The sequence below is a fragment of the Gordonia otitidis genome (genome assembly GCF_020735545.1).
GTDB lineage: Bacteria > Actinomycetota > Actinomycetes > Mycobacteriales > Mycobacteriaceae > Gordonia > Gordonia otitidis.
Window position 1 is genome coordinate 965,411 of record NZ_CP085974.1, and the last position, 24,955, is coordinate 990,365.

Here is a 24,955-nt window from a genome sequence, read left to right on the forward strand (position 1 = left end):
GCACCGGCCTCCATGTCCGCACGCGCAGTCACCCTGTGGTTCATCGACACCGACGCCCCTGTTGACGTCCTCCGGTCCGGTGTCACCAACGACGTCGACGCCGCCAAGAAGATCTCCTCGGCGATCTACGGCGACAGCGTTCTCGTCCCGTCCGTCGACACCAATCTCGCCACCGCCATGGACTCCGACGACTCGCAGGTCTTCGCGGGCTCCTACGGTCCACTGACGGTGGTGTCGTGCTCACTGTTCGCGACGTCGAAGCCGTCCACCCTGACACGCACCGTGGAGACCATCCGCACCGCGGCGTCGATCCCCGACAGTGCGGCAGCAGTGCTGCTCTACACCGAACCCGACTCGGCGACAGGTGTTTTCGCACGATGGGAAGGCGGCACGCTGCGCCGGTCCTTCGCCGCAGACCCCGTCAGCATCATCGAGGACGAGGGGTTGCCGTACCCGTTCGAGAAGCCGTTCTGGGCGGGCGAACATCCGCTGCGCTATGCGCCGGGCGTCGCACCCGACCCGCTGGCGTTACCTTTCCATCCGCAGCAACTCGCCGAGCAGGGCAACCGCGAGTGGCTGGGATTCCGGTTCACCCGACCGCTGGCGCCCAGTGATCTGGAACCGCTCTCGATCCCCGTCACCGGTTTCGCCATCAGGCCGGCCGATTACGAACCGACCGACGCCGACGCCGAGCGTTATCGCGAGGCCAGTGCCACAGCTGCTGCTGCCACCGCCGCCGCCACCGCTGCAGCGGCGAACGCCCGGGAACAGCTGCAGCCGCCCGTCGCGCAGGCCGTGGTCGACGACCCGAGACCTGCGCTCGGAGACGACGCGGGCGAACCGGAACGGGCGCCGGAGCAGAGCCGGCCGTCGGACGTCGTGGCGCCACCTCAGGGTGACCAACCGGACGAACCCCCGTCGTCGTCACTTCCCGTCGACACCCCCGCGGTTCCCGTGGACACCCCGGCGGTCGGCATACCTGTCGCCGAACCGATCGACGCCCACGCCGACGACTACTCTTCCGACCCGGCCACCCAGCGGCCACCCGAGACCACCCTGAGGGACGAAGCAACGGTAAGGGAAGCGGTGACCGAGCCCGTGCCGCCGATCGCAGACGACAACGTCGGTGACGTCGATGAGGAATCGGTCGAGAGCGAATACGTCGAGACCGACCAGTCCGAGGGGTGGACGCGCCGGGTCGCACGGTACTTCGGGTTCGGCACCGGCACCTGAACCCTCGACTCGGGGTGCCGGTCACGCGCGGACTCAGGGATTGAGCACCGCGAGCGCGACCGACGACCCGACTCCGGCGAGGAACCCGATCAGCGCACCCCAGACGATCCATCGCCACACCGGCCGGTCACGCAGCGCCCACAGCGTCCAGCCGAGCCCGCCCGCGACGAGCACGGCGACGACGACCCCGATCCACCGGGACCCAGACGTCCACGGCGTGATGTCGGCGACGAGCGCCCAGAGGCCCACGAGCAGCAGCGAACAGTAGACGGCGCAGGCCGCCGCCACCAGGAGACCTGTGGCCCATGGCGTCGGCTCGCCTGTGGTCCCGACTGAATAGTCAGGGCTCCCGAGGTACTCGTCGTCGTATTCGGCGAAGCTCACCCGGTAATCGTGCCCGATCGGACGCGCTCGTAAAAGGCGATCGCCGCGGCGGTGGCCACGTTGAGTGAATCGGTGCCCCGGCTCATCGGAATGCGCGCGGCAATGTGCGAGCCGCGGATCGCGGCCTCGCTGAGTCCCGGTCCCTCGGCACCGACCAACACAGCCACCTTGTCGGCGGATACCGCGTCGGCCAGCGGGACCGCGGACTCTCGGGGGGTGAGTGCCACCGTCGTGAAACCGTGTTCTGCGAGAAGGTCGAGCGCGCCGCGCCAGTCGTCGAACCGTGCGTGCGGCACGAGGAGTGCGTGCCCCATCGACACCCGGACGCAACGGCGATACAGCGGATCCGCACAGCCGGAGCCGAACAGCACGGCGTCGACCCCGAGGCCTGCCGCATTGCGGAAGATGCTGCCGATGTTCTCGTGGTCGTTGACGCCCTCGAGCACTGCGATGGTTCGCGCGGTGGCGAGCACGTCGTCGACCTGCAGTCCGACCGGTCTGCGCGCGACGCCGAGAACTCCCCTGTTCAGGTGGAACCCGACGATCTGGGCCATCACATCGGCCGACGCGCGGTAGAACGGCACACCGGACAGGCCGGGGGCACGCAGATCGTCGGCGAGCTCGGTCAGGCGTTTGTCGACGCCGAGGAAGGCGTGCGGCGCGAACCGGGAGGCGATCATCCGTTGCGCCACGAGAACGCCCTCGGCGATCACGAGCCCTTTTCCGGGCCGGCCGCCCGGCAGGGTGGGAAGGTCGGGCCGACGGTCGACGGAGTTGAGGTCGCGGAAGTCGTCGACACGCGGGTCGTCGGCATCGTCGATGTCGATGACGTCGACCGACAGCGGGCGGGCGGACACGGGCTCGGGCACGCGGTCCAGTCTGCCTGCCGCGAGGTGCGAGGATCGACACGGGTGCTCGTGTGGGCGCGACCGGCGAGCACAGACCGACTCGACCCAGCGAACAACCTCATACCCAGGAGACACGGCATCGGGCGATGTGACACGGTTGTGAGGTGACCGAATCCGACACCCGCACCACCACACTCGAACTGACGCGAGGCACAGACGCCGACTGGGACGAGATCATCACCACAGATGCCCGGGCGTTCGCGATGAGGAACCCGATCTCCGACGACGAGCGCGCGGATCTCCGTGGCAAGGTTGCCGATTCCGACGTCGTACTCGTTCGCGACTCCTGGCACGACACCCATCCGCTCGTCGGGGTGTCGATGTTCTATCGGATGCAGATGACCGTTCCGGGAGGCACGCAGGTGCCCGCGGCAGGACTGTCGTGGGTGTCGGTCGCCTCGACGCACCGACGTCGCGGCATCCTGCGGCGGATGATCACCGAGTTGTTCACCCAATGGGAGGACGAGGGATTCGCGTTCGCGATCCTCACCGCCTCGGAGGGAACCATATACGAGCGGTTCGGTTTCGGTCCGGCGTGCTTCGCCGAGAGCGTGGAAATCACGCCGGGACAACCGACCCTGCGCGCGGCCGCCCCCGATCATCCCGAGGTCTATTTCGCCACGCCGGAGCAGGTCGCCGCTGCGATTCCCGACATCCACGCGCGGTGGGCGCGCACGCGTCCCGGCGCACTCGCACGAACCCCGCAGTGGTGGGCGCCCATCCTGGCCGACCGCCGATCCGAACGGCCTCCGGCCGCCAGTGGTCTGCACTACCTGCTGCACCCGGACGGATACGCCAGCTACCGGATCCACAAGAGTTCGGCCGGCCAGGTGCGCGGCGAGGTGGAGGAACTGTTCGCCGTCACCGACGCCGCGCACACCGAACTGTGGCGGGTGCTGACCGGACTCGACCTGGTGCCCTCGTTGACCGCGTCGATTCCGGTCGACGACCCGCTGCGCGCCAAACTCACCGATCTGCGGGCCGCTCCGGTCACCGGACGCGCCGACAAGATGTGGGTGTCGATTCTCGACGTTCCCGCAGCGCTCGCCGCGCGCCAGTACTCGGCCGACCTCGACATGGTTCTCGAGGTCACCGACGGTTACCGCCAGCGCGCTGGAGTGTACGACGTCTCGATCCGTGGTGGCGGCGCCATCATCGCACCGTCGACATCGAAACCTACTGTGCGCATGGATGTTTCAGTTCTTTCGAGCCTGTTCCTCGGCGGCGTGGCACCTTCGCTCTTCGCACACGCCGATCGCCTGTGGACGGACTCCGAGCAGACACTGCGTGCGCTGACGCAGGCTTTCGCGGTCGAGAAGGCACCGTTCTCCGGGACGTTCTTCTGACCGCGAGGCGTCAGCGATCGACTCAGGTCGGCTCGTCGGTCTCGCTGATCAGTTTCGCGAGCACCGGAATGGCCTGCCGCAGGGTGGCGCGCTCGTCGTCGGTGAGCGCGTCGATCTGATCGGACAACCATGCACGACGTGCGGCGTGCTCGGCGACGATCACGTCCTCGCCGGCGGGTGCGAGCGTGACGATCGCCTGGCGCCCGTCGGTCGGGTGCGGGGCCCTCTCGATCATTCCGAGATCCGAGAGCGAGGCCAGTACCCGGGTCATCGACGGCGGCTTCACGCGTTCGGCTGCAGCAAGGGCACCCGGCGTCATGGCTCCCTCGATGTGCAGCGTCGACAGGGCCGACAATTGGGTCAGAGAAACAAGCTGATTCTGTCGACGAAGACGCAATCGACGAGCAAGGCGCACGATCGCCAGCGCCAGGGCCCCCGACAACCCGTCGTCATTCGGTGTACTCACGACGACAACAGTAGTTCGCCCGACCACATTTGCCGATGTCGACAGACGTTTTGGTACCCGAACAGACGACAATCACACCCCCGCCGAATGTTACTCGGCGGTAAGGCATTTCCTTACTGCGCGGTCAGATCCGGGCCCGACGGACATCGTCAGAGGCCTGGACGTCAACCGATGAGGTTCGAGATGGGTTCACGCGCGAAGTAGAGGGCGAAGACGATCGCGATCCCCCACATCAGCGGATGCACCTTGCGCGCCTTGCCCGACGCGGCCGCCATCACGACCCAGCTGATGAATCCGACGCCGATACCGTTGGCGATCGAGTAGGTGAAGGGCATGGTGACGATCGTGAGGAACACAGGGAGTGCGTACTCGAACCTGGTGAAGTCGATCCGCGTGACCTGACCCATCATCAGCGCACCGACGATGACCAGAGCGGGCGCGACGGCCTCGGACGGGATCACCTCGTAGAGCGGCGTCAGGAACATCGCGACGATGAAGAGCCCACCGGTCACGATGTTGGCCAGTCCCGTCCGCGCGCCTTCGGCGATGCCAGACGCCGATTCGACGAAGACCGTGTTCGACGACGACGACGCCACACCACCGGCGATCGCGCCGGTTCCCTCGACGACGAGCGCCTTGCCGACGCCGGGCAGGTTGCCCTTGTCGTCGGCCAGACCGGCCTCACGGCCGAGTCCTGTCATCGTGCCCATGGCGTCGAAGAAATTCGACAGGACGAGTGCGAACACCAGGACACACGCGGCGAGCACGCCGATACGGGTGAAGGCGCCGAACAGGTCGACATTGCCGACCAGACTCAGGTCGGGCAACCCTCCGGCGGAGTCGGGGATCTTGGGCACCGACAGCGACCAGCCGCCCTGCTTCTGCGCGCCGGATCCCAGATGCAGCGTCGACTCGAGAATGATCGAGATGATCGTGGTGATGATGATGCCCAGGAGCAGACCACCCGGCACCTTCATCACCATCAGGACGCCCATCAACAGGACGCCGATCACGAAGATCAGGGTGGGCACCGTTGTGATCGAGTTGCCGAAGCCCAGTTGTACGGGCGTGGTGGTGTTCGCGGCGTCGGGGATGCGGCGCACGAACCCGGCGTCGACGAAGCCGATGAACGCCACGAAGCAGCCGATGCCCGCCGCGATCGCCGCTTTCAGTTCTGCGGGGACGGCGTTGAACACCGCGGTCCGGAATCCGGTGATCGCCAGGATGACGATGATGATGCCGTCGACGACCACGAGCCCCATGGCCTCCGGCCAGGTGACCTCCGGGACGATGGTCACCGCCAGCAGGCTGTTGATCCCCAAACCCGTGGCGATCGCGAACGGATAGTTGGCGACGAGGCCGAAGATGATCGTCATGACACCCGCGACCAGCGCGGTGACCGCGGCGACCTGTGCGATGGGCAGCACGTTGCCGAGGACGTCGGCGTTCTTGGACTCGCCCGGGATCCCGCCGATGATGATGGGGTTCAGCACCACGATGTAGGCCATGGTGAAGAAGGTGACGAGGCCGCCGCGGACCTCGCGGCTCAGCGTCGAGCCGCGTTCACTGATCTTGAAGTAGCGGTCGACAGCACCCAACCGCCCCGTCGACTGGGCGCTTGCGGGCGTCGACTGGGCGCTTGCGGGCGTCGACTGGGCGCTTGTGGGCGTCGACTGGGCGTCGGTATTCGATGGCTGTGGCGGCTCACTCGAGGGATCGCTTGGCACAAGGGGGAAGTTACCCTGTCCTGCGTGGCCGATGAACCCGAGATCCCCCAACTGCCGCCCGCACTCCGCGCTCCCGAGCCGGTGATCGTCGTCGGCATGGTCGCGTGGCTCGTCGCGACGATTGTCGTGTGGGCGACCGGCTGGGGCGGCGGCCGCACTCTGGCGGTGTGCTTCGTGGGTCTGGCGGTCGGGGTACTGGGCACGGGGGTGTTCCTCATCCAGCGCGCCGCGTCACGGCGCGGCGACCGTACCGCCCAGCGCGGGCTGGACTAGCAGGCGGACAGGTTCGTCGCAAACCCCGCGCATCGACCAAGCAGTTGCTAGGTTCGGTGTTCATGCGGATTCGGGGATTCTCTCTGGTGGCCGCGGTCGCCGCGGTGCTCGCGGCGATCGTGGGAACGACGACAGCGGGAACCGCGTCGGCAACCCCGATTCCGGTCACGTTCAACTTCTTCTCGGGCATACCCGGGGAGTTGGCACACCACGGCGGCTCACTCCCGGGTTCCAACGACTTCTCCTGTCGTCCGACGCCGAAGCATCCCTACCCCGTCGTGCTGGCACACGGTACCGGCGGGTCGCAGCAAACCAATTGGGGCGCATACGTTCCGCTACTGAAGAACGAGGGCTACTGCGTCTTCGCGCTCACCTACGGCGCACTCGACGATCTGCCGTGGCCCGGTCCCGCGGTGGGCGGCATGGGGCTGATCGAAGACAGCGCAGCACAATTCGGGCGATTCGTCGACAAGGTACTCGCCGCGACAGGCGCGTCGAAGGTCGACGTCGTCGGACACTCGCAGGGCACCGTGGTGCCCGCCTACTACGCGAAAGTCCTCGGCGGGCGCGGCAAGATCGACAAGCAGGTGTCCATCGCACCCGCCTGGCGTGGGTCGAAAGTCGCCGGCGCCGACCAGCTGCTACCGACGGTCCGTCGGCTCGGGATCTCCGCGGCGCAGACCCCGATCTGCCAGGGGTGTGCCGAATTGGACCCCACATCCGAGGTCATGCGCATCATCGCGGCGGGCGGGTACTACTACCCCGAGATCACCTACACCAACATCGCGACCCGCTACGACGAAGCCGTCGTCCCGTACACACTCGGCCTGCCGCCGGGCGGGCACAACGTGCACAACATCGTCGTTCAGGACGGATGTCCGGCAGATCTCACCGAGCATGCGGGCATCGCGGGCTCGCGGCGCGCGGCGTTCTTCGTGCTCAACGCGCTCGATCCCACGCATCCACGGCCGGTGCCGTGCGACCGCGCGGCGCCGTTCAGCGGGAGCGCGTACTGACGCGCACCCCACGGGTCAGCTAGCAGCAACAGCCACCGAACAGAGGTGTGACCCTTGACACGCCCACGGGAGTGAATGTACGTTCATTCACTATGAAGTTCCGGTCACCGATCGGCAGAGTTCACCGCGAAGGAGCACCGACATGAGCCAGAGCACCGCAGCCTACGAGGACATCGAGTACGTCGTCGAAGGTCCGACCGCGATCATCACGATGAATCGGCCGCAGCGCTACAACGCATTTCGCGCCAAGACGGTCGAGGAGATGATCAACGCCTTCCGCCGCGCATGGGCCGACCGCAACGTGCAGGCCGTCATCCTCACCGGTGCGGGCGAGAAGGCGTTCTGCACCGGAGGCGACGTCAAGCAGCGTGCCGAGACCGGCGACTACGGACCGTCGGAGTCGGGCATGTTCGAGATCGGCAACCTGCACAAAGTCATCCGCGACATCCCCAAGCCGGTCATCGCAGCGGTCAACGGCCTGGCGATCGGCGGCGGTCACGTGCTGCACGTGCTCTGCGACCTGACCATCGCGGCAGACACCGCACGCTTCGGGCAGTCCGGCCCCAAGGTCGGATCATTCGACGCCGGGTTCGGCTCCGCATATCTCGCGCGCGTCGTCGGCGAGAAACGGGCCCGCGAGATCTGGTACCTCTGCCGTCAGTACGACGCCGCGACCGCCGAGCGCTGGGGCCTGGTCAACTGGGTGGTCCCCGCAGCAGACCTGCTCGACGAGGCCAAGAAGGTCGCAGCCGAGATCGCCGAGAAGTCCCCGACCACCCTCCGGTTCCTGAAGCAGAGCTTCAACGCCGACTCCGACCACCAGGCCGGGCTGTCCAACCTCGCGATGAGCGCACTCGACCTCTTCACCCACTCCCCGGAAGGGCTCGAAGGCGCACAGGCCTTCGCCGAGAAGCGCGCACCCGACTTCAACAAGTACGTCGGCGCCTGACGCCGTAAGCCACCGCGACAACCACCAGGAGCCACACACAATGAGCACCAACAACATCGCCGTCGTCACCGGCGCCGGTTCGGGCATCGGCAAAGCCATCACCCTCGCATTCGCCGAACAGGGCACCACCGTCGTCGCCGCCGACCTCGACCTTGACGCCGCCAAGCGCACCGCGGAGCAGAACTCCGCGATCGTGCCGATGGCCGTCGACGTGGCCGACCGCACCGCGGTCGACGCACTTCGCGACGCCGTCACCGCCGAGGTCGGCGTACCGGACATCCTCGTCAACGCGGCCGGTTGGGACCGCACCGACCAATTCCTCAATGCCAGTACCGAATTCGCGGAGAAGGTCGTCGCGATCAACTACCTCGGCCCGGTCCACATGGCGAGTGCGTTCCTGCCCGGGATGGTCGAAGCGTCGACATCCGATGGCTGGCAGGGTGGTCGCGTGATCAATCTGGCGTCGGACGCCGGACGGGTCGGCAGCGCGGGCGAATCGATCTACGCCGGCGCCAAGGGAGGGGTGATCGCACTCAGCAAGTCGTTGGCCCGCGAGATGGCGCGCTACCAGATCACCGTCAACGCCGTGTGCCCCGGCCCCACGGACACGCCACTGTTCCAAGCCCAGCCCGACAAGCTCAAAGAGGCTCTCGTGAAAGCGATTCCGTTCCGACGCCTCGCCCGTCCCGACGAGGTCGCCGCGCCGGTCCTGTTCTTCGCCTCGCCCGCGGCGTCGTTCATCACCGGACAGGTGATCAGCGTCAGCGGCGGACTCACGATGGCCGGATGACGGAGATCACGATGAGCACCACCGACTTCACTGCCGAAGCGCCCTATGTCTACGACGCTCACCAGTACCGTGCCTTTTTCGAGAACGAGTTCACCTACCTCAACGGCTTCCGCCGCAACGTGTCCCGCTACGCCGGGGCCACGGCGCTGATCGATCCGACCACCGACACCGAGTGGACCTACGCGGAGTTGGGTGCGGCGGTGGATTCGCTGGCCGCCGGTCTCGCCGCGCTCGGCGTCGCCGACGGCGACGTCGTCGGATACCAGTTGTTCAACGGCGTCGAGTTCGCGCAGCTGTATCTCGCGACGCAGGCAGCCAATGCGGTCGGGTCTCCGGTGAACTTCCGGTTGGCCGCGGGCGAAACGGCGGTCATCCTCGACGTCAGCCGACCCAAGGTGTACGTCTACGACACCGAACTCACCGACACCGTGACCGCAGCGATCGAGCGTGCCGACCACACTCCGGAGGTCCTGATCGGCGTGGGCACAGGCGAACTCGTCGGGCTAGGAGACTCCGGACCGAGGTCGATCCGGTTCGCCGACCTCCCCGTCGACGGACCACCACCGCGAGCGACACGCGGGGTGTTCAACGAGACCACCCGCCTCTACACCTCGGGCACCACCGGCATGCCTAAACCTCGATCCACCGATCGGCTTTTTGATGTCTCGTGAAATGTGTTGTGTATGTTCGGGGTGGCGGTGGGCGTGGGTGAGTCGCCGATCTCTGGTGTCGGCGTGTTTCACTGGGTTTCGTGTCGGGGCCGGTTCTGGCCGATGGTTAGGGGTCAGGCTGAGTGTTGTCGTTTGATCGTGTTGTTGAACAACAGGTTCCACTCGCGCTCCCACGGCCATCGGGCGGGTAGATGCATCGTGATGCGCCGCGCTGAGGACGCGATTCGAGCGGGTATGCAGATCAGGGTGCGTCGGATGGTGGAGGTAGTCGCCTTCGCCAGACGCTGTCCACCGAGACAGGCTGCGGCGCGGGTCAGGTTGAACGCGATGACCGCACACACCAGCCATGCGGCGTTCGCGCAGAACTTTCCCGAGGGCAGATGCGCCAATGCGGAGGCTTTGAGGTCGGCGTGGACTTGCTCGATGATCGCATGACCGCGGTGAGTCTTGTCGGCGGTCACGGTGTCCAGGTCGCTGGTGGTGAAGAACGCATGAAACCGCCACACGTCGAACAAGCCGTCTCCCTCGGCTGCGAAGTCAGGGATACGGCGCACCACCAGCCGTCCGGATACCTGCAGGCGCTTGGCTTTGGAGGTGAACGCGGTGAACGGTACTTCGGCGACCTCGGCCCGCGAGACCCACTGGCCGCTGTCTTCGTCGAAGACGGCGTCGGTGTACTCGATCGGCGTCCATGCATCTGCCGGTACCTCGCTGATCGCTGCTCGGACGTGGGAATCCTGACGCACGGTGACCGACACCTGCGCACCGGCCCGGAGCGCGGTGGTGATCGCGCGATGGCCGTAGAACGCTGAATCCGCTCGCAGCAGTATCGGTCCCGACGCATCGGACGACCGTAGCCGCCGCACGGTGGCCAGGGTGTCGGCGATCAACCGATGCGCCCCGCGCGCGGAGTTACACGCCCCTTTGCGCAGGCGTTGAGCGGCGATCACCGGCGCACCGTCACCACAGGTGAGGGTGGTGATCGCCGAGTTCAGCCCACGCACTCGGGTGTAGCCGAATCCGACGCCCTGCTTGGCCGGGCCGTGGACCTCGATGATCGAGTCGTCGATATCGATCATCACCGGCCCGTCGATCCCCGCCAGCACCGGAGTATGGCGAGCCAGTCCCGCCAACAGCCGGGTGGCGATCGCATCGGCTTGGCGGACATGCCCGAACCGGAACTCGCGAAGAAACGATCCCAACGTCGACGGGGCGTAAGGATGGTCGAACACCTTGCCCATCGCGCCGTGTCGCAACACGGCCATGTCGTCGATGCTGTCGGCGCCCGCCACCATCCCCGCCACCAGGGAAAACATTTTCCGATCCGGATGGGCGCCCTTGTCGGTGGGCACGCTCAGATGCTCGCGGGCCAACTCCGACAGGCTGGCGCGTTCGGCCAGCGCCATCACCGGCACCACCCCCGCAGCGGCGAGGAGATTCGGATCGTCACAGGATGCAGACCGGACCGGGTGAGTGTGAGACAATCGCATCTACGACATGCCCTCCTGTGTGTGTGGATGGAACCCTAGAGAAGTCCCATTCTGTCACTCAGACAGGGCATTTCGTTTATCCCTCACCGACCGATCACAAGCAAATCGGTGGATCGAGGCTAAAGCAGTTCCGATGAACAGTGCCATCGAGATCTTCTCGGCGCACGACGTCATCATGGCGTTCCCGCTCTCTCCGGAAGACCGCACGCTCAACATGACGCCGTGGTTCCATCGCGGCGGACTCTACTGCGCGGGGCCCAATCCCACGTTCTATCTCGGCTCGTCCTTGGTCCCGATGCGCACCTTCGACCCGGCGACCACCCTCGACTGGGTCGAACGCTACCGGTTGACCTTCCTCATCGGAGCGCCGACAAATCTCGCCATGCTCGCAGCAGAACAGCAACGGCAGCCGCGAGATCTCTCCAGCCTCAACGGCATCGTCACCATGGGCGCCCCGCTCGAACGCGACGCCGCCCTGCTCTATCAGAAGGTGCTCACCCCGCGGATCTTCAACGGCTACGGCAGCACCGAGGGATTCTGGAACACCTTCCTGCGTCCCACCGACCTTCCCGACCATGCGGGCACCGCGGGGCGGGCGTGTATCGACGACGACGTCCGGGTCGTGCACGTTCGCGACGACGGCCGACTGGCCGACCCCGACGACGTCGTCGCGCGCGATGGCAACGAGGTCGGCGAGGTGATCATCCGCTCACCCAAATGCGCTGCCGCATACTTCGATTCACCACAGCAGGAGAAGGCCAAGTACAACGGGAGCTGGCTGCACATCGGCGACCTCGCCACCTGGGACTCCGACGAGTTCGTCACCATCGTCGGCCGCAAGGACGACATGCTGATCTCCGGCGGAGAGAACGTGCATCCCGTGCAGGTGGAGGAGGCGCTCAACGGACATCCCCTCGTCGCCGATTCGCTCGTCGTCGGGGTACCGGACGAGCGATGGGGGCAACTCGTCGTCGCCTACGTGGTACCCGCAGAAGAAGGTGCACCGACACCGGATGAACTCGACGCCTATTGCCGAAACCATCCGATGCTCTCACAGTTCAAACGCCCACGCGCCTACCGCATCATCGATTCGCTGCCGGTATCGGCAACGGGCAAGAAACTCCACTACCGGGCGACCGAATCCGCTGCCGCCGATATGGCTGCGGGAGGATTCGACGCTCCCGCAACCCTTACCACCTCCACCCAGGGAGCCACGCGATGAGTGCCACCGCCACGACGAAGTTCACTGCCATCGACCCGCTCAACATCGACCTCGGATACTCCGACGACGAATTGGCCGTGCGTGATTCGGTGCGCGGCTTCCTCGCCGAACACGTCACACCGCACATCGCCGATTGGTTCGAGGAGGGCGGCATACCGATCGCCCGCGACCTGTTCAAGCAGTTCGGTCAACTCGGGGTACTCGGCATGCATCTCGACGGCTACGGATGCGGCGGAGCGTCGTCGGTGCACTACGGATTGGCGAGCCTCGAACTGGAGGCCTGCGATTCGGGTATCCGGTCGATGGTGTCGGTGCAGGGGTCGCTGGCGATGTTCTCCATCTACAACAACGGCAGCGAGGAGCAGAAGAATCACTGGCTCCCGTCGATGGCCGAGGGCACGACCGTCGGATGTTTCGGTCTCACCGAGCCAGATGCCGGTTCCGACCCGGCGTCGATGAAGACCCGGGCACGTCGCGACGGCGACGACTGGATTCTCGACGGCCGCAAGATGTGGATCACCAACGCTCCCATCGCCGACGTCGCCGTCGTGTGGGCGCAGACCGACCTACCCGACGGCGGCGTCGGAGTCCGCGGGTTCATCGTGCCGACCGACACACCTGGAGTGTCGACCCCGGAGATCAAACACAAAGCGTCGCTGCGGGCGTCCACGACCGGCGAGATCGTCCTCGACAACGTGCGCCTGCCGGCGGATGCCCTCATGCCCGGAAACGACGACCTACACAAGGGCAGAGGCATCAAGGCGCCGCTGTCGAGTCTGAGCGAAGCCCGCTACGGCATCATCTGGGGATCGATCGGCGCGGCACGCACAGCCTGGCAGGCGGCGCTCGACTACGCCACCCAGCGCACGCAGTTCGGCAAACCGATCGCCGGATTCCAACTGACGCAGACCAAACTCGCCGACATGGCCGTCGAATTGCAGAAAGGCCAGTTGCTCGCGTATCACCTCGGCCGCCTCAAGGACTCGGTCGGGCTACGACCCGACCAGGTCAGTTTCGGCAAACTCAACAACACCCGCGAGGCGATCGAGATCTGCCGTACCGCGCGAACCATTCTGGGCGGCAACGGTATCTCGCTGGAGTACCCGGTGATCCGCCACATGGTGAACCTCGAATCGGTCCTCACCTACGAGGGCACCCCCGAAATGCACCAGCTCGTGCTGGGCCAGGCCTTCACCGGTCAGAACGCCTTCCGCTGACACCCCGACCAAGGAACCTCATGAGCGCACTCACGCACGACCTCGAGCACAAGCAGTTCCGCGACACCGCAGCACGATTCGTCGCCGAGCAGATCACTCCCTCCCACGAGAACTGGGAGCAGGCAGGCCAGTGGGACCGGACCCTGTTCACCGAGGCAGGCAAGAACGGCCTCATCGGGTTCGAGGTCGACGAGACCTACGGGGGCCCCGGCGTCGACGACTTCCGCTACAACGCGATCCTGATCGACGAGATCGCACGGACCGGCGCGGCGGCCGAAGCGATCGCATTCTCGCTCCAGAACGACGTCGTACTCCCCTATCTCACCGAGTTGACCACCGACGAGCAGAAGGCCCGATGGCTCCCAGGGGTCGTCAGCGGTGAGACGGTGCTGGGGATCGCGATGACCGAACCCGGTGCGGGTAGCGACCTGACGGGCATCACAACGTCAGCCGTGCTCGACGGCGACCACTACGTGGTCAACGGGTCGAAGACGTTCATCTCGAACGGCCGCAACGGAGACCTGTTCGTGGTCGCCACCCGCACCAGCCCCGACAAGCACAAGGGATTGACGTTGCTCGTCGTCGACGCTGACACACCGGGTTTCGAGCGTGGCCGCAACCTCGACAAGATCGGGCTGCACGCGCAGGACACCAGCGAGCTCTCGTTCTGTGACATGCGGGTACCCGTCGCCAACCGTCTCGGCGAGGAGGGCGAAGGGTTCTACCAACTGGTCAGAAACCTTCCACAGGAGCGGTTGTCGTTGTCGGTGGGTGCTGTTGCCGCAGCGGAGGGCACGTTCAAGCGCACACTCGACTACGTCAGGGAGCGCACCGCATTCGGGTCGCCGATCTCGTCGTTCCAGAACACGCAGTTCGTACTGGCCGAGTTGGCAACCGAACTCGATATCGCGCGGACCTTCCTCGACGACTGCATCGCCGAACACATCCGCGGTGAACTCAGCGCCGCACGCGCGGCCCGACTGAAGTGGTGGGCGACCGAGTTACAGGTTCGCACTGCCGACCGGTGTCTGCAGCTGCATGGCGGCTATGGCTACATGCGGGAGTATCCGGTGTCGCGCGCCTTCATCGACGCCCGCATCCAGACCATCTACGGCGGGACCACCGAGATCATGAAGACGATCGTCGCCAAGGACCTCGGGATCTGACCCGCTACAGTGATGAACGGTGATTCACCGTTCGACCTAGGAGGACTCGTGGCGAAATCGGCAACGGCACGCTCGACGTCGGATCTGGCCGTCGAGGACGCCGTCCGCGCGGTCCGGGTCTCCTCGCGCAGGCGTCAGCTCCTCGACGCCGCGGTCGCGGTGATGGAACGCACCGGCTTCCACCAGATGTCGATGCAGGCGCTGGCCGACGAAGCCCAGGTCAGCGTCGGCCTGTTCTACAAGTATTTCGGCTCCAAGGAAGACATCCTGCTCGCCGCGATCGTCGACATCCTGGAGAAGTTCCGCGACCAGTTGCAGCCCGCGATGGACCTCGCCGGCGACGACCCCGTCGAGCAGCTCATCGCGGGCTTCCGGCAGTACACGCGGATCGTCGACGAGAATCGCGACGCCGTCGTGCTGACCTACCGGGAGAGCCGAACCCTCGACGCCCAGGGGCGGGACCGGATCAAGCAGTTGGAGGTGGAGACGTCTGCGCCGATGCGCGAGGCGATCACCGCCGGGATCGACGCGGGCGTGATGAACGCCGTCGACCCCGACCTCGCCGTCTTCGATCTGATGATGCTGGCACATGGATGGGCGCTCAAGCACTGGCATTTCGGGCCCGAGTTCGACCTCGAGAGTTACATCGACGCGCAGTTGCGGTTCGCGCTGCCGTCGCTGGTCGTCGCAAGCCGGCTACCGCGATACCTGGATGCGCTGTAGGCGCACAGTCGGCGGCATAGGGCGCACATCGGCGCCTACGCCCTGGACAACCACAGCGAGAGCACCCACGTGCACAACCCGACCCAGAGCGCTCCGATGATCCAGCCGGCGAGGACGTCGGTGGTCCAGTGCACCCCGAGGTAGATGCGCGTGAGGCCGACGAGGATCGAGATCACCGGAGCGAGTGCCATCGACCAGGGGTGTGCGCGCACCCACGGGATCAGTCGGTAGGCCGCAACCGCGATCAGCCCGTAGACGACCATCGTCATCATCGAGTGGCCGGAAGGGAACGAGTAGCTCTCGATGTGCAGCAGGCGGTCGTCGCGCGGCGGGCGAGCCCGCGCGAAGATGTGCTTGAGGATCACCATCAGCAGCGAGCCGGTCAGCGCACCCACCCCGACGTACACAGCTTCGGTGACGTGCCTGCGCGCAGCGAGTACGACGACCACGACGGTGGCGACCAACCACAGGGTGACGGTGTTGCCGAGCACCGTGACGATACGGACGATCGTCGTCAACGGTTCGACGCGGTGGTCGACCACCCATTCGGTGATGTGCTGGTCGACGTCGGTGATCTGCACGATCATCCTGGCCACACTACCGATGCCGGGTGTGTTTCAGCCGAGGATGGTGGTGGTTTCGGCAGGCTCAACCAGCGGGGCAGGCTCAACCAGCGGGGCGGGCTCAACCAGCGGGCCGGGCTCAACCAGCGGGGCAGGCTCAACCAGCGGGCCGGTTGGCGGCGAGTGCGCGGCTGATCACCAGGCGCTGAATCTGGTTGGTGCCCTCGAAGATCTGGGTGATCTTGGCCTCGCGCATGAACCGCTCGACGCGGAAGTCACGGGTGTAGCCGTAGCCGCCGAAGACCTGGACGGCGTCGGTGGTCACCTTCATGGCCGCGTCCGTGGCGACGAGCTTGGCCGTTGCGGCGGCACGTGAATACTGCTGCCCCGCATCCCGACGACGCGCGGCGTCGAGGTAGGTGGCCCGGGCCGAATCGACGGCCGCGGCCATGTCGGCGAGCAGGAAGCCGAGCCCCTGGTGGTCGATGATCTTGCGGCCGAATGTCGTTCGCTCCTGCGCGTAGTCGACGGCCGCGTCGAGTGCCGCCTGCGCGAGACCCGTCGCCACCGCGGCGATGCCCAGACGCCCCGAATCGAGTGCGGAGAAGGCGATCTGGAGCCCCTGCCCCTCGGCGCCGAGTCGACGCCCCTCGTCGACGAACGCGTCGTCGTAGGTCGCCGACGTGGTGGGCACGGCGGCGAGCCCCATCTTCTCCTCGGGCTTGCCGAAGTCGAGCCCCGCGGTGTCGCGCGGGACGAGGAAGCAGGAGATGCCCTTGGACCCCTCACCGGTGCGCGCGAAGAGGTTGTAGACGTCGGCGATGCCACCGTGGGTGATCCACGCCTTGGACCCGGTCACGGTGTAGCCGCCGTCGGTCGACGACGCCTTGCAGTTCAGTGCCGCGGCGTCGGATCCGGCCTGTGGCTCGGACAGACTGTAGGCACCGATCAGCCTGCCCTCCAACAGATCCGGCAGCCACTGCTGCTTCTGCTCGTCGGTCCCGAAGGTGAACAGCGGGTGGCACGCGAGTCCGTGAACACTCGTCGCGACCGCGACCGCCGCCCAGCGCGCACCGAGTTCCTCGAGGACCTGCAGGTACACCTCGTACGGCTGACCGCCGCCGCCCCACTCCTCCGGATACGGCAGCCCGAGCAGACCCGCCTCACCCATCTCGGCGAACAGGCCGTCGGGATACCGTTCGGCCTTCTCGTACTCGTCGACGATCGGCAGGAACCGTTTGTCGGCGAAATCCCTGGTCAGCGCGATGAGGTCGTGAGCCTCGTCAGTGGGCAGGAGTCGATCGACGGGCATGGGTCCTCCGAGGTCGGCGTGATCTGATCTGAGTAACAGTACTCAGGTACTGTTCCTAGTACTATTTTCTCTCGAACGCAATGCTGTCTCGAACCCGATGCAGGAGGTGCCCGATGACACGAGCCGAGCTCGCCACGCGGCGTCGCACGGAGTTGTTCGACGCTCTGCTCGCGCTCATGCTCGCCGAGGGCTTCGCCCACCTGCAGATCGCCGATCTCGCCGCGCGCCTGCGATGCTCGCGCTCCACGCTGTACACGCTCGCGGGCAGCAAGGAACAGCTCGTCACCAAGACGGTCACCCATTTCTTCCGGACGGCGACCGAGCAGGTCGAGGCACGGGTTGCCGACGCGCCGACGGGACGCGAGTCCGTCGTCGAGTATCTGATCGCCGTCGGCGACGCACTCTCCCCCGCATCCGCACAGTTCATGGCAGACCTGCACGCCTTCGCGCCGACACGCGAGCTGTACGAGCAGAACACCGCAGCTGCCTCCGGGCGCGTCCGCGAACTGATCGCCACGGGTGTGGCGGGGGGCGAGTTCCGCCACGTGGACGCCGCGTTCGCCGGAGACCTGGCCGCGAGCATGATGAGCCGCATCCAACGTCGCGAAGTCGCCGGTGCCACCGGCCTCGACGACGCACAGGCCTACCGACAGCTGGCGTCGATCCTCACCCGCGGGATCGACGCCGACCGGGTCGCGCCCGACGTTGCAGGTGGGTGACGCCGCGCTCGTCGATCCACCAGTCGACCGAGAACTCCGCTGAGTGCTGATCGTCGCCGTCGCGGGTCACGGCGATGCGCAGGTCGTCGTGCACACGGACTTCCCCCGCTGCGATCGTGCGGCCAGTCGCCGCGGTGAAGAGCACCGCCTCGGTACCCGCCTCCGTCGACGCCACCCCCGCGTCTACGACTTCCGTCGCGAGTACCTCTGACGAGGTCGGGAGATCGAGGATGTCGGCGAGCAGCGCGGCGTCGGCGGCCAGATCCGTGGTATCCGAAGGCAACACGACCATCGCATCGACGTCGACGACCTGCACGTGCCACGGCCTGTCGATCACCACCGCGTCGTCGACCGCGCGTCCCGACACGGCGCGAACACGTTCGGGCACAGCGAGATCCATCGGTTCGACGATGCCGCGTCGACACGCGCGCACGACCGCGGCGTACGTGGTCGTCGCGACGCCGGCGGAGATGCTGCGGGCAGGGTCGGCGAGGTTGTGCAGCAGGATGTCGGCATCGGCGGCCGATTCCGGTTCGCCGCCGCCGAGTGCAGCGCTGAGCGAGTCGGCATGCGGATGGTCGAGGACGTCACGCACCCCGGCCAAGGCGGTGTCCGACGGCGCGCGGTACCACCCGAGCCGGTGCCCGCCGACCTGCGCGTGATGGCGCAGCCACCACGCCGTGTAGCCGTCGCGGTCGGCCAGCACCGGTGTCAGCGACTCGTCCTGCGCGAGCAAGCTGAGCGCCTCGGACCAACGCTCGTCATCGACGAGATCGAGATCGCGCACAGCCGTGAGCTTTTCCGGTAGGTCGTCGAGCCCGTCCCACCACATCTCCTCGTCCGGGAGATCGTGGTCGGGTCCGGTCGGGAACTCATCGGAGACGGTCGTGAACCCCCAGCCGACGCCGAGCCTGCGCAGCAGATCGACGCCGACCCGCGCCACCGGTGCCTCGTCGACGATACCGAAGGGATGGTCGTCGACGAGTACCTCCAGCAGCGGGGCGTCGGGCAGCAGCAGTTCGTCGGCAGCGCGCCACTCGCCGTCGGCGGTCAACGGCAGCCGGGACAGCCAGTCGGGAACCGCCGCATCGGGATCGGCCTCGAGGAGCGCTGCGACCTCGTCGAGGAGCTCCGCCGACGGTTCGTCGGCCGCGTCGTCGACGAGCGCACGCAGCGCATCGTCTCTGAGCGCATCGGATACCGAGAGTCGCTGTGTACCAAGTCGTTCGAGGAGCGGATGGTCGGCGTCCGGATCGACGCTGCGAATCCAGCTCAACGCGCGCGGCACCGCGACGACGAACAGGCCACGGGCACCGATGTTCATGCGTCCGTCGGCGCGCGGGACCGGTAGTGCCGAGAGCTCCTCGACCTCACGCGAGGTCGGCACCAGCGGCATGAGTGCCCCGTAGAGTCGACGCCACCAGGCAGCGGGGCGGTCGACGCCGACGAGTCGATCGGCCAGCGCCGCAAGGCCGATCGACGTCACCCCGACCTGTTCGAGGGTGGCGAGCGATGTCGGCGTCGAAAGGTCGGGATGCACGAGATCGGCGAAGAGGTCGCCGAGAACGTCCGCGAGTTCGTCCGTCAGTCCCGGCAGCAGAACTGCCCGCGATGGCACGAGGGCGGATCCGTCCGCGCTCGGAAGCCATGGCGCGTCGCGGAGTTCGTCGAGAATGGCCTCGGTGAGTCGGGCGTCGTCGAGACTCGCCATCCGATGGGAGGTGGGCACCAGCGCAAGCCGATCCCGCGGGTCGACCGCGCGCATGAGATCGGCGTATCCGGCTGCCGCGGAGGCGATGTCGACGTCTGGGCTCAGGTGACGACGATCCGGGGTCGACGGCAGCGAGGTGATGATCCGTGCCGGAATACCGAGTTCGATGTCGGTGGCCGTCGGCGCGTACAACACGCCCCGTCCGCCCGCGGAAGCCGTCCCCTCGGCCGGCTGGTGTGCGAGCCAACGGTTCACGACATCGCCGTCAGTGTGCGTTACCTCGATCGCGGACGCGTGGACGCGGTACTCACCGTCGGCACCGACGAGTACACGAAGCCGTCGAACGCTACTCCCCGGACCTACGTCGCTGCTCTCGACTTCCTCGCGCTCGATGCGAAATTCCCTGTCCGGCATACTGATCGAGTCGAGGGATTCCAGCGACAGCAACAGGTCGGCCGCCTGCTCCGCAATGTCGGCGAGCAACGCCGCGGCATCGACCTCCGGGGCCAACGCCATGACGACATCAGTGTCGAAGCCGTCGGGAGGCGCAGTGTCGACGGGCCAGGCCAGCCGCAGCAGCGGCACCGACGAGTCGTCCCGATGCGACACCCCCGCATCGCGCACCGCCGCGAGGGTGTCGGCACGATCAAACCGGATGGAGCCCGTCGTCGAACGGATCTCGACGCTGTCGGCGACGGTGGCGGTCGCCGTGAAGCCGACTCCGTACCGGCCGATCACGCCCGAGCCCGCGCTGTCGCCTGACTTCGCCGACGCCCGCAGCGCCATCAGCGATCGCACCCCGTTCGCACTCAATGGCGCGCCGGTGTTCGCTACGTGCAGGTCGCCTCCGTCGACCCAGACGGCGACGCGTGCGCGCGAACCCGCCGCCGCGGCAGCGTCTGCGGCATTGACCACGAGTTCGGTGAAGAGTCGATCGCGATAACCGACGGTGACGAGGTCGGCCTCGGCATTGCTGTCCTCGATCAGCCGCGTTGGCGACGAGCGCCAGGCGTCGAGAGCCGCTGCCCGCAGCCGTCCCGTCCCGAACGGGTCGTTGCCGCTCCCGTCAGTCGTCAGGGCCGACCGTCCTCAGGAGGTCGCGACGATGTCGAGTACTCCGTCGTCGAATGCCTCGTATGCGGGCGAACCCTCTCCGCGGTGCGGTTCGACGTCGGAGTGCGCGCCGCAACCATACTCGGCGGAGACCACCCGGCCGTCTGCGGAGAGCTCGTTGGCGCACACGCCGAACGCAGCTCGGAGCGCACCGGAGAGCGGGATGTAGAAGCCACAGGTCGCGCACGAGAACGGAGCAGCCTGCGCCATCTCTGAGCCCGGCCCGAAGTCGCCGTCGTACCAGCGCTGCGCGGCGTCGTCGCGGCCCTCGCGGCTCAGCACCCGGCGTCGGCCGAGCCCGAGTTCACCAGCGACCTGCGCGATGTCGGCGGCCTCGTCGTCGGAATCGGTGTGGAACTCGTCGCCGGTGTCGATCTGGTTGGGCACCAGGCGCGGATCGTCGTCGTCGGCGGCCAGAACGTCGCCGGGATTGAGATCGCCGGACTCGACACGCTGCGACCACGGCACCCAGTCGGGAGCGAGCAGTGCGCCGTCGGCGGGCAACAGCGCGGTCTCACTGATCGTGACGTCGTCGACGTCGGGCGATCCGGCTACCACGACGCACCACTGCCACCCCTGGTACCCGGGGATGTCGGAATCGAAGTAGTGGGCGACAGCCCACTCGCCCTCGGCGATGGCGGCGCGGTGGTCGCCCGGATGCTCTCCGTCGGCCTCGAGCGCTGCACGAGCCGACTCGACGGCGTCGAGCAAGAGCTGGTTTCCGGTCACTGCGATCACGTTTCCAGTGTGCAATATCGTCGCCACGCTCGGCCAACCGCCCACCTCGAGACGCTGCGGCGCCCCGCACGACAGACGGTTACGCCACTTGGTCACACCGATGAGGAACAATTGGTCAGGTGATCCGATGGAGGCGGGCCGACGGGGGCCGATCGAACGACGACTCCCCGACGCAGCAGGTACCCGGCAGCGAAACCGCTGCCGCAGACGAATTCAGCCGCAGACGACCTGCGGCCCATCCGGGCAGCGCCAACTATCCGGCGGGTGACTCCCGGGCGCGCGGCCGCGCGCACACCTCGGTCGGGGACGCCTACCTCCCGCCCCGGACGCACAACCCCCACCTTCCACCTCTCGACGAGACCACAGCGGGCTCGACGCGCGCGATGCCCGACGACTCCGCAACCGAGAAGGCACGCCGCGATCGTGGCCCGAAGAAGATCACGGTCATGCGCGTGGCTGCGATGCGGGGTCGGGAACTGACCGGGCGCGGCGTCGACAAGATCCACCAGGCCGCGACCGCCGACGGCGCCGACAAGTCGGGGCTGACCGCGCTGACGCTGCCGGTGATCGCCAACTTCGCCGTCGACGCCGCGATGGCCGTTGCGCTGGCCAACACGCTGTTCTTCGCCGCGGCGACCGGCGAGTCGAAGACCAACGTCGCGCTGTACCTGGCGCTGACGATCGCACCCTTCGCGTTGATCGCCCCCGTCATCGGCCCCATGCTGGACCGTCTGCAACACGGTCGACGTATCGCGATGGCCGCGACTTTCGGGCTGCGCACCGTGCTCGCACTGCTGATCATCAGCAACGTCGCGTGGAATCCCGCCACCCAACAGCTGCAATACGACCCGTGGGTGCTCTATCCGTGCGCTCTCGGGCTGCTGGTGCTCTCCAAGTCGTTCGGCGTGCTGAAGTCTGCGGTGACACCACGCGTCGTCCCGCCGAGTATCGATCTTCCGCGGGTGAATTCGCGGTTGACGACCTTCGGGCTGATCGGAGGGACCATCATCGGCGGCGCAGTAGCGGCTCTGTTCGAGTTGGTGCTGGCCAAGGCGCTGCCGATCCACATCCCGGGCGCGATGGTGTGGTTGGCGATCATCTCGGCTTTCGGCGCCTACCTCTGTCTGCGCATCCCGTCCTGGGTGGAGGTCACCGAGGGCGAGGTGCCCACCACCCTGACCTATCATCAGCCGCACCGACCCTCCCCTGGATCGGGTGCGGGACGCACATCGCGAGCCAGACGCGGCGCACGAGAGATCGCCAAGACCATGCGACAGCCACTGGGCCGGACGGTGGTCGCAGGTCTGTGGGGCAACGGCACGATCCGCATCCTCACCGGTTTCATGACGCTCTACATCGCGTTCTATGCCAAGGCCCAGGGCTCCCACAGCGGGTGGATGCAACTCGCACTGCTCGGTGCGGTCGGTGCCGCCGCGGGTGTCGGCAACGCGATCGGCAACGGCGTCGGGACCCGACTGGAACTGAAGAACCCGCCGAAGGTGATCGTGTGGGCCACCACGGCCTGCTTCGTCGTAGCCGTTCTCGCCGCGATCTTCGGCAACGTGCTGCTCGCCGTCGTCGCCGGATTCGTCGCGTCGGGCACCAGCGCTATCGGCAAGGTGTGCCTCGATTCGTCGATCCAGGACGACCTGCCCGAACGGTCACGGGCGTCGGCCTTCGGTCGCTCGGAAACGGTGCTCCAGCTCTGCTGGGTGCTCGGCGCCGCGCTCGGCGTGCTCTTGCCGCCCACGCTGTGGATAGGCTTCACCGTCGTCGCCGTCCTGCTCGGTCTCGGCTTGGCGCAGACGGTCATGACCACGCGCGGTTCGACGCTGGTGCCGGGGCTCGGCGGCCACCGGCCCGAACAGGCGGCGCCCACCGTTTCATTCGCCGCCGCGGACACCGATCGCTTCACCCATCCGACCGAGCGCGCCTTCCACGCCTCCGGCGCATCACGCGGCGGGAACGCGCAACACGCAGGTGAACGGTACGAATCCGCGCATCGTGGACCCAGCGAGGCACCAACGCGTCCGCAACCGAGCCGACCGCCACATGGACCTGTCCACCCGACGGCTCACCACACAGGTCATCATTGAACCGTGCAATTCAACAGTGGTGAGAAGAAGGTTGTCGCGATCATCGCGATCGTCGCGGTGGTGTTCGTGGCCGTCGTCGGCGGCACGGTCAGTGCACTGGTCGTGGGTCACCATCACGACGAACGCGGCTATCTCCACGTCGCGATCGACGATGAGCTGATCACCGTGCGACCCACGGAGTGGTGTGACGTGCTGATGCAGCACTGCACCGCCGACCAGGATCAGGCGCTGCGCGGCCAGCACGTGCCACTGCCCGTCGGCCAGAGCGCGCTGGTGTCGGTGTCGGAGGAGATATCCGAACACCCGTGGCTGCTGTACGCGCTCTACGCCGACCGCAGCGGCAAGCTCATCGATCCCGACCCCGAGCCCATGTACAAGGCAAGCGGCTCGACCTACACGGTCGCGTTGCATTCGACGCCCGACCGTGTACTCGTCAACATCGAGGTTCAACCGCTGTCGGCCGTCGTCGTCGGAGGTCAGTTCCAGGTCGCGCGTGGAGTGCTCGCGCTGAACACCACTCCCGACGGCTTCAGGGTGCGCCAGTCCACCACGCAGAACGCCCAGCCCCAGCAGCCCGACGAGCCGTCGGCAACCGGCTAGCTGTCGAGTTCGCGGGCGACGGCCCGGACGACCTCCGAGATCCGCTGCGCTGTCTTGCGATCCGGGTAGCGGCCCTTGCGCAGGTCGGGTTGCACCTTGCCCTCGAGCAGCGTGATCAGATCGGCGACCATGCCGTGCAGTTCGTCGGGGCTGTGCCGCTTGGCCTGCTGTTCCTTGCGCGCGGCCTCGCGGGCGTTCTTCGAGACGCTCGGCGCGGGCTCGAGCACGGTGACCGTCAGGGCCTGCGGTCCACGTCGTCCGGCAGCCATACCGAATTCGACGCGCTGGCCCGGCTTGAGTGCCTCGACGCCGTCGGGCAGCGCAGATGAGCGGACGTAGACGTCCTCCCCATCTTCTTGAGCAAGGAAGCCGAAGCCCTTCTCCGCGTCGTACCACTTCACCTTGCCGGTAGGCACTGTGCTCACCTTCATCTTCGCTCGGTCTCGCTGCAGCAGTCTTCTGGCACAGCGGTCTTGTCACAACAACAGTCTTGTCACAACAAAAGACGCCCAACCCACGACA

General features: G+C 66.9%; 22 protein-coding genes and 2 pseudogenes. 14 read left to right on the plus strand and 10 right to left on the minus strand.

Features of this window, described 5'->3' with window-relative positions; translation table 11 throughout:
• The first annotated feature begins 12 nt into the window (after positions 1 to 12).
• A complete protein-coding gene (locus LK459_RS23250) occupies positions 13 to 1,233 on the plus strand; it encodes a DUF6928 family protein (RefSeq protein WP_007238933.1) in 1,221 nt (406 codons plus the stop codon).
• Between the two features lie 33 nt (positions 1,234 to 1,266).
• On the opposite strand, the gene LK459_RS04325 is transcribed toward LK459_RS23250, so the two are convergent.
• Positions 1,267 to 1,617: a DUF2537 domain-containing protein gene (locus tag LK459_RS04325; protein ID WP_007238932.1), complete on the minus strand. Its 351-nt coding sequence runs from the start codon at positions 1,615 to 1,617 to the stop codon at positions 1,267 to 1,269.
• On the minus strand, positions 1,614 to 2,486 hold the full coding sequence (locus LK459_RS04330; RefSeq protein WP_007238931.1) for a TrmH family RNA methyltransferase: 873 nt from the start codon (positions 2,484 to 2,486) through the stop codon (positions 1,614 to 1,616). Before LK459_RS04330 ends, LK459_RS04325 begins: the two co-directional genes overlap by 4 nt.
• A 143-nt stretch (positions 2,487 to 2,629) precedes the next feature.
• Here LK459_RS04330 and LK459_RS04335 point away from each other — a divergent pair, with 143 nt between their 5' ends.
• The gene (locus LK459_RS04335; RefSeq protein WP_007238930.1) at positions 2,630 to 3,871 is read left to right on the plus strand and encodes a GNAT family N-acetyltransferase; all 1,242 of its coding nucleotides are present in this window, start codon (positions 2,630 to 2,632) and stop codon (positions 3,869 to 3,871) included.
• Positions 3,872 to 3,893: 22 nt separating this feature from the next.
• On the opposite strand, the gene LK459_RS04340 is transcribed toward LK459_RS04335, so the two are convergent.
• Both LK459_RS04340 and LK459_RS04345 read right to left on the minus strand, forming a co-directional pair.
• Positions 3,894 to 4,337 (minus strand): MarR family winged helix-turn-helix transcriptional regulator, encoded by a 444-nt coding sequence (locus LK459_RS04340; RefSeq protein ID WP_039994037.1) that lies wholly within the window; start codon positions 4,335 to 4,337, stop codon positions 3,894 to 3,896.
• Positions 4,338 to 4,501: 164 nt separating this feature from the next.
• A complete protein-coding gene (locus LK459_RS04345; protein WP_007238928.1) occupies positions 4,502 to 6,064 on the minus strand; it encodes an NCS2 family permease in 1,563 nt (520 codons plus the stop codon).
• A 24-nt stretch (positions 6,065 to 6,088) separates the two neighbouring features.
• Between LK459_RS04345 and LK459_RS04350 the strand changes: the two genes are divergently transcribed.
• From LK459_RS04350 to LK459_RS04370, 5 genes and pseudogenes are all read left to right on the plus strand, one after another.
• On the plus strand, positions 6,089 to 6,337 hold the full coding sequence (locus LK459_RS04350; RefSeq protein WP_007238927.1) for a DUF2530 domain-containing protein: 249 nt from the start codon (positions 6,089 to 6,091) through the stop codon (positions 6,335 to 6,337).
• A 62-nt stretch (positions 6,338 to 6,399) separates the two neighbouring features.
• Positions 6,400 to 7,353: an esterase/lipase family protein gene (locus LK459_RS04355; protein WP_039994040.1), complete on the plus strand. Its 954-nt coding sequence runs from the start codon at positions 6,400 to 6,402 to the stop codon at positions 7,351 to 7,353.
• Between the two features lie 142 nt (positions 7,354 to 7,495).
• A complete protein-coding gene (locus LK459_RS04360; RefSeq protein ID WP_005174289.1) occupies positions 7,496 to 8,302 on the plus strand; it encodes an enoyl-CoA hydratase-related protein in 807 nt (268 codons plus the stop codon).
• A 40-nt stretch (positions 8,303 to 8,342) separates the two neighbouring features.
• On the plus strand, positions 8,343 to 9,092 hold the full coding sequence (locus LK459_RS04365; RefSeq protein WP_007238925.1) for an SDR family NAD(P)-dependent oxidoreductase: 750 nt from the start codon (positions 8,343 to 8,345) through the stop codon (positions 9,090 to 9,092).
• 11 nt (positions 9,093 to 9,103) lie between these two features.
• Positions 9,104 to 9,727, plus strand: a pseudogene (locus LK459_RS04370) (AMP-binding protein); the annotation flags it as partial.
• A 149-nt stretch (positions 9,728 to 9,876) separates the two neighbouring features.
• Here the strand turns inward: LK459_RS04370 and LK459_RS04375 are convergent.
• Positions 9,877 to 11,253, minus strand: coding sequence for an IS1380-like element ISGbr1 family transposase (locus tag LK459_RS04375; protein WP_064862420.1), 1,377 nt, complete (start codon positions 11,251 to 11,253; stop codon positions 9,877 to 9,879).
• A gap of 121 nt (positions 11,254 to 11,374) precedes the next feature.
• Between LK459_RS04375 and LK459_RS04380 the strand changes: the two are divergent.
• The 4 genes and pseudogenes from LK459_RS04380 to LK459_RS04395 all read left to right on the plus strand — a co-directional run.
• Positions 11,375 to 12,475: pseudogene (locus tag LK459_RS04380) on the plus strand (class I adenylate-forming enzyme family protein); the annotation flags it as partial.
• Entirely contained in the window at positions 12,472 to 13,692 is a 1,221-nt protein-coding gene (locus LK459_RS04385; protein ID WP_007239268.1) for an acyl-CoA dehydrogenase family protein, read from the plus strand. The pseudogene LK459_RS04380 and the gene LK459_RS04385, both read left to right, overlap by 4 nt.
• A 20-nt stretch (positions 13,693 to 13,712) precedes the next feature.
• Positions 13,713 to 14,858: an acyl-CoA dehydrogenase family protein gene (locus LK459_RS04390; RefSeq protein ID WP_227921952.1), complete on the plus strand. Its 1,146-nt coding sequence runs from the start codon at positions 13,713 to 13,715 to the stop codon at positions 14,856 to 14,858.
• Between the two features lie 48 nt (positions 14,859 to 14,906).
• Positions 14,907 to 15,581: a TetR/AcrR family transcriptional regulator gene (locus LK459_RS04395; RefSeq protein ID WP_007239266.1), complete on the plus strand. Its 675-nt coding sequence runs from the start codon at positions 14,907 to 14,909 to the stop codon at positions 15,579 to 15,581.
• Between the two features lie 35 nt (positions 15,582 to 15,616).
• Here the strand turns inward: LK459_RS04395 and LK459_RS04400 are convergent, their stop codons facing one another.
• Both LK459_RS04400 and LK459_RS04405 read right to left on the minus strand, forming a co-directional pair.
• On the minus strand, positions 15,617 to 16,168 hold the full coding sequence (locus LK459_RS04400) for a phosphatase PAP2 family protein (protein WP_174299145.1): 552 nt from the start codon (positions 16,166 to 16,168) through the stop codon (positions 15,617 to 15,619).
• A 133-nt stretch (positions 16,169 to 16,301) separates the two neighbouring features.
• The gene (locus LK459_RS04405; protein ID WP_227921953.1) at positions 16,302 to 17,456 is read right to left on the minus strand and encodes an acyl-CoA dehydrogenase family protein; all 1,155 of its coding nucleotides are present in this window, start codon (positions 17,454 to 17,456) and stop codon (positions 16,302 to 16,304) included.
• 113 nt (positions 17,457 to 17,569) lie between these two features.
• On the opposite strand from LK459_RS04405, the gene LK459_RS04410 reads away from it, so the two are divergent.
• A complete protein-coding gene (locus LK459_RS04410) occupies positions 17,570 to 18,175 on the plus strand; it encodes a TetR/AcrR family transcriptional regulator (protein ID WP_007241241.1) in 606 nt (201 codons plus the stop codon).
• On the opposite strand, the gene LK459_RS04415 is transcribed toward LK459_RS04410, so the two are convergent.
• Positions 18,123 to 20,801, minus strand: a complete 2,679-nt coding sequence (locus LK459_RS04415; protein ID WP_007241240.1) for a sacsin N-terminal ATP-binding-like domain-containing protein — start codon at positions 20,799 to 20,801, stop codon at positions 18,123 to 18,125. The genes LK459_RS04410 and LK459_RS04415 overlap by 53 nt on opposite strands.
• Before the next feature lie 174 nt (positions 20,802 to 20,975).
• Positions 20,976 to 21,737, minus strand: coding sequence for a DUF3027 domain-containing protein (locus tag LK459_RS04420; protein ID WP_039994663.1), 762 nt, complete (start codon positions 21,735 to 21,737; stop codon positions 20,976 to 20,978).
• A 119-nt stretch (positions 21,738 to 21,856) separates the two neighbouring features.
• Between LK459_RS04420 and LK459_RS04425 the strand changes: the two genes are divergently transcribed.
• A complete protein-coding gene (locus LK459_RS04425) occupies positions 21,857 to 23,833 on the plus strand; it encodes an MFS transporter (RefSeq protein WP_007241238.1) in 1,977 nt (658 codons plus the stop codon).
• A 3-nt stretch (positions 23,834 to 23,836) separates the two neighbouring features.
• Entirely contained in the window at positions 23,837 to 24,433 is a 597-nt protein-coding gene (locus tag LK459_RS04430) for a DUF2771 family protein (RefSeq protein ID WP_227921954.1), read from the plus strand.
• Here LK459_RS04430 and LK459_RS23205 read toward each other — a convergent pair.
• Positions 24,430 to 24,849 (minus strand): cold-shock protein, encoded by a 420-nt coding sequence (locus tag LK459_RS23205; protein ID WP_039994662.1) that lies wholly within the window; start codon positions 24,847 to 24,849, stop codon positions 24,430 to 24,432. The two genes, LK459_RS04430 and LK459_RS23205, sit on opposite strands and share 4 nt — an antisense overlap.
• Positions 24,850 to 24,955: the final 106 nt, after the last annotated feature.

What these genes read in the sequence shown, in the direction of transcription:
- LK459_RS04360 (WP_005174289.1), top strand. Translation starts at nt 7,496, where the DNA reads ATGAGCCAGAGCACCGCAGCCTACGAGGACATCGAGTACGTCGTCGAA.
- LK459_RS04410 (WP_007241241.1), top strand. Translation starts at nt 17,570, where the DNA reads ATGACACGAGCCGAGCTCGCCACGCGGCGTCGCACGGAGTTGTTCGAC.
- LK459_RS04385 (WP_007239268.1), top strand. Translation starts at nt 12,472, where the DNA reads ATGAGTGCCACCGCCACGACGAAGTTCACTGCCATCGACCCGCTCAAC.
- LK459_RS04365 (WP_007238925.1), top strand. Translation starts at nt 8,343, where the DNA reads ATGAGCACCAACAACATCGCCGTCGTCACCGGCGCCGGTTCGGGCATC.
- LK459_RS04355 (WP_039994040.1), top strand. Translation starts at nt 6,400, where the DNA reads ATGCGGATTCGGGGATTCTCTCTGGTGGCCGCGGTCGCCGCGGTGCTC.
- LK459_RS04400 (WP_174299145.1), bottom strand. Translation starts at nt 16,168, where the DNA reads ATGATCGTGCAGATCACCGACGTCGACCAGCACATCACCGAATGGGTG.
- LK459_RS04390 (WP_227921952.1), top strand. Translation starts at nt 13,713, where the DNA reads ATGAGCGCACTCACGCACGACCTCGAGCACAAGCAGTTCCGCGACACC.
- LK459_RS23250 (WP_007238933.1), top strand. Translation starts at nt 13, where the DNA reads ATGTCCGCACGCGCAGTCACCCTGTGGTTCATCGACACCGACGCCCCT.
- LK459_RS04405 (WP_227921953.1), bottom strand. Translation starts at nt 17,456, where the DNA reads ATGCCCGTCGATCGACTCCTGCCCACTGACGAGGCTCACGACCTCATC.
- LK459_RS04375 (WP_064862420.1), bottom strand. Translation starts at nt 11,253, where the DNA reads ATGCGATTGTCTCACACTCACCCGGTCCGGTCTGCATCCTGTGACGAT.